At 54.8% G+C, this 2777-nt stretch carries 3 protein-coding genes; 1 reads left to right on the top strand and 2 read right to left on the bottom strand.

What is annotated here, in order from left to right:
- Window positions 1-342: 342 nt before the first annotated feature.
- Together BX591_RS35745 and BX591_RS36300 are read right to left on the bottom strand one after the other, a co-directional pair.
- On the bottom strand, window positions 343-1254 hold the full coding sequence (locus BX591_RS35745) for a toll/interleukin-1 receptor domain-containing protein (RefSeq protein ID WP_111936002.1): 912 nt from the start codon (window positions 1252-1254) through the stop codon (window positions 343-345).
- Window positions 1229-1660 carry a hypothetical protein gene (locus tag BX591_RS36300; RefSeq protein ID WP_146749867.1) on the bottom strand — a complete coding sequence of 144 codons (432 nt, stop codon included), beginning with the start codon at window positions 1658-1660 and terminating at the stop codon, window positions 1229-1231. Before BX591_RS36300 ends, BX591_RS35745 begins: the two co-directional genes overlap by 26 nt.
- Between BX591_RS36300 and BX591_RS35740 the strand changes: the two genes are divergently transcribed.
- Window positions 1659-2477 carry a contractile injection system protein, VgrG/Pvc8 family gene (locus BX591_RS35740; RefSeq protein ID WP_111936001.1) on the top strand — a complete coding sequence of 273 codons (819 nt, stop codon included), beginning with the start codon at window positions 1659-1661 and terminating at the stop codon, window positions 2475-2477. The genes BX591_RS36300 and BX591_RS35740 overlap by 2 nt on opposite strands.
- Window positions 2478-2777: the final 300 nt, after the last annotated feature.

The raw sequence follows: 2777 nt of genomic DNA, 5'->3' as shown, positions 1-2777 counted from the left end.
TGGGGGCGATGGATTCGATCGCCGCCCACTGTGACGGATACTCGCCCCGATGCTCTTGCACCATGCGCACGGCACGTTCCCGGACTTCAGCAGAAGATTTGTTCGACTTGTTCATGGCTCCATTTTCTCAAGAGTTGGAGCCTCCACCAAATCCGGGGCGGTTCATCACACACCCTCGGACCGAACCAAGCAGCTCATTATCCATCCGCGACAGCCTAACTCAGTCCTGCAACGATTCCCGCCGTAAACCCTGGACTTTGATCGTCTAGGCAAAACGGACGTGGAGCGTCTGAATTCACCGGACCTGTGCGGCTTTCAACCCAGATCCGGTGAAATGATGGATTAGGCGGGGGAGGTAACGGCGAGGTAAATTTGCCTGCAGACCTCATCCTCTCCCAAAGAATTCCAGTCAACTCCCTTGACATTTAAGAGACTGGGGCTGTACTCATATACCTCTTTCTTTGTAACGCCACACCAAATAGGCAACACAAGTTGCGTCTCCTCAAGGATTTCGCGAGTGAAGATAGACTCAAACTCCTTCTTTCCCCAACCGTTATTGGCGAAGAAACTTGGGCTCAAGATCAGAACGCACTTTTGACACTCCTTCAAACCTTTTTCAATGCTCTGTCGCAAATTTTCGCCGAGCTTTAGCGAGAATTCGTCGTACCAAACGGGGCACAATTTCCTTTGGAGGTTCAGTGCCATAGGTCTAGCAATCGACTCCTTATCTCGGGAGTCATGGCTGATGAACGCCTGAGGTTTCTCAAAATGACTACGACGGGATGCATAGTCATTCGAGCGGAACTGTAAGTCGTGGCCCATGTTGCTCGCCTCAGTCTGAAGTCTTTCAATATCGGATTGAGATAAATTCGTCTCGGAATAGAGGAACACTCGCTGACTCGTTTGTATTGAAAAAAGGTCTCTCCAAAAGGGATCACCAAACAGTTGATAGCGAATCGCGAGTGGGTTGGAATTCTCCACGTGAAGTTGCCCTGGAAACTGTTTGGCGCTAGGAAGAATAATCCCACCATCTAGATTTAGTCCCGTCTGTCCGTAATTGAGCGACGAGAGAAATCTTTGAAAGTATTCGTAGGTACGTGCAGCACTTGAAAAGTAAAATGAAATAAAAGCAGACTTTGCGGATGCGTCGTACAAAACGCTCCCTTCGCATGACTCGCCGTCAAAGTCGTATCTGATTTTGACTCGAAGGCAATAGTCAAAATCGGTTTCAAAATATTGTCTGATTGTGGCCATAGCCTTTTGTTTTCAAGGTTGAGATCACATGCGCAACTTCCGCCGCTGCAGCACTGTTGAGGAGATTTTGATAACGATTGTCAACGTTCTGGACGAGGTTGTCGACCGGCCACTTCTGGTCCGAACGGCGACGGTGCAGCCATACCGTCAATCGCGGGGATGAGTGACTGCGCGCATCAGATTGCATCAGTAGGGGTGGGCCCTGAAAGGGTTCTGAATCCCATGCAGACAGGTGCTGCGGCGGACGGCATTGCCCGACTCGAAGCGAGTTGAGCGATGCGGCCAGCGCCGACGCTGGCCGCAAGTAAGGAGCCCCCCCGGCATGGCGGCGCCGGCTGACGAAACGCAACACCTGACGGAAACTCGTTTCCGACGCCGGCCCACCGCCATCATTTTTCTGAGCCATGTTCCATGAACAGCTTTATCGCGACCGCACAACCCACCAAGCCGCAGACACCCGGCTCACCGTGCGCGCCCGCTCGGCGTCAATGACCAACGCCATGCACGAACGCCGGGGAAAGAGCTGGCACGGGCAGACGCTCGAAGCAATCGTGCGCGCGATCGCAACGCGCCACTCGCTCAAGCCGGCGATCGGCGCCAAGATTGCGAAGATCCTGATCGACCACATCGACCAGACCCACGAAAGCGACATGTCGTTTCTGACGCGCCTTGCGAAGCGTTACGACGCCGTGATGAACGTGAAGGATCTGCGGCTTCTATTCATGCCGATAGGCACCGGCAAGACTGTCAGCGGCAAGCCGCTAGGCGTTATCGAACTGACGCGCTCGAGCGGCGACCGTCACCGATACCACGTCGCGCAGCGTGAAAGCTATTCAGGCGTTCGGGCGCATTACCACTCGAATGCGAAGGGCAAGCGCAAGTCGGTTGTGATCGGCGGTGAGAACAATAAAAACATGAAGGTGCTGCCGGAAGACTACGCGACCGAAGCCGAAGCGCGTGCGGCGGCGCAAGCCGAGTATGACCGCACGCAGCGCAGCCAGGCGACGTTCGACTACACGCTCGCCCGGGCACGGCCCGATGCCTTCCCCGAAATGCCCGTGACCGTTTCCGGCTTCAAACCGGAGATCGACGCAACGCCGTGGCTGGTGAAGAAAGCGACGCACACGATCAACGATAGTGGATTCGAAACCACGCTGGAAATGGAAATGCGCGACGATCCGACCACCGACCGGCACCGCTCGCACTTTCGAAAGGGCGGCTAGGTGTTCTTTTGATAGAGTATCGACGGTCAGTTTCGACCGGACATGCATGCTGCATGGGTACCGCAAATAGCGACCCCGTGCGGCCACTCAAAGGGAGCGAATGCGATGCCAATAGCATGCACCGAAGCGGGTTTCTACAACGCATTTAAAGACAACATGAATGCTCTTGGGCTAGACGCGCCTTCGGGCATTGCGCAGTAGGCCACGGCATGGTTACGCGCTATCACATCCGCTTAGGTGACAAAACCACGGTTGACGGGACGGTCATTGACGGCTCCGCAACGGAAATCGCAATGGGTC

Origin of the sequence: Paraburkholderia bryophila (assembly GCF_003269035.1) — a bacterium.
Taxonomy (GTDB): domain Bacteria; phylum Pseudomonadota; class Gammaproteobacteria; order Burkholderiales; family Burkholderiaceae; genus Paraburkholderia; species Paraburkholderia bryophila.
This window is presented reverse-complemented; position numbering and strand designations above follow the sequence as displayed.